Raw genomic sequence first — 512 nt, forward strand, 5'->3', positions numbered from 1 at the left:
GTCGATCGAGCGACGGTAGGTTTCCTCGTAGTTCATGACGCAGCCCTCCCAGACGAAGGCATGGGTTCGAGGATAGTCCGGCGCTGGCGCGCGGGCCGCCCTACCTGGGTAGGGGGTGGGTTTGTTCTGCAGGGCTTTGCAGCCCTGCACCCGTGGTAGTGCCGGGCGCCGGCCCGCAACACCAACACCAAAACCAAAAACGTGGTTCATGGGGGAGTGGGGGGGGGGGCCGGGTTGGGGGGGCGCGGGCGCGCCTTGCGCGTGGGCGCGGGCCGGCGCACACGGCACGACCGGGGTGGGGCGTCCTGCCCACCCCGCCCGAGGCATGCCTCGGGCCCATGGCGCCAACGGTCCGGCCAACCCACACCGCCCCGCCTTCGACAGATCTCCGGTGACGGATGGTCTATCCACGCGTTGCGTGGATCCAATCCATCGGAATCGAATATTTCGACCATTGAGCGCAAGGGATCCACGCATGGCGTGGATCTACCGTGTCGACCACGGTCGACCCC

Annotated in this window: 1 protein-coding gene; it reads right to left on the reverse strand. The window is 68.0% G+C overall.

Annotated features, from left to right (window positions below):
• A partial coding sequence (locus R5H29_RS15690) for a hypothetical protein (protein WP_332329428.1) occupies positions 1-210 on the reverse strand: 210 nt, incomplete at its 3' end.
• Positions 211-512: the final 302 nt, after the last annotated feature.

The organism is Stenotrophomonas sp. A3_2 (assembly GCF_036624925.1).
Taxonomy (GTDB): Bacteria; Pseudomonadota; Gammaproteobacteria; order Xanthomonadales; family Xanthomonadaceae; genus Stenotrophomonas; species Stenotrophomonas hibiscicola.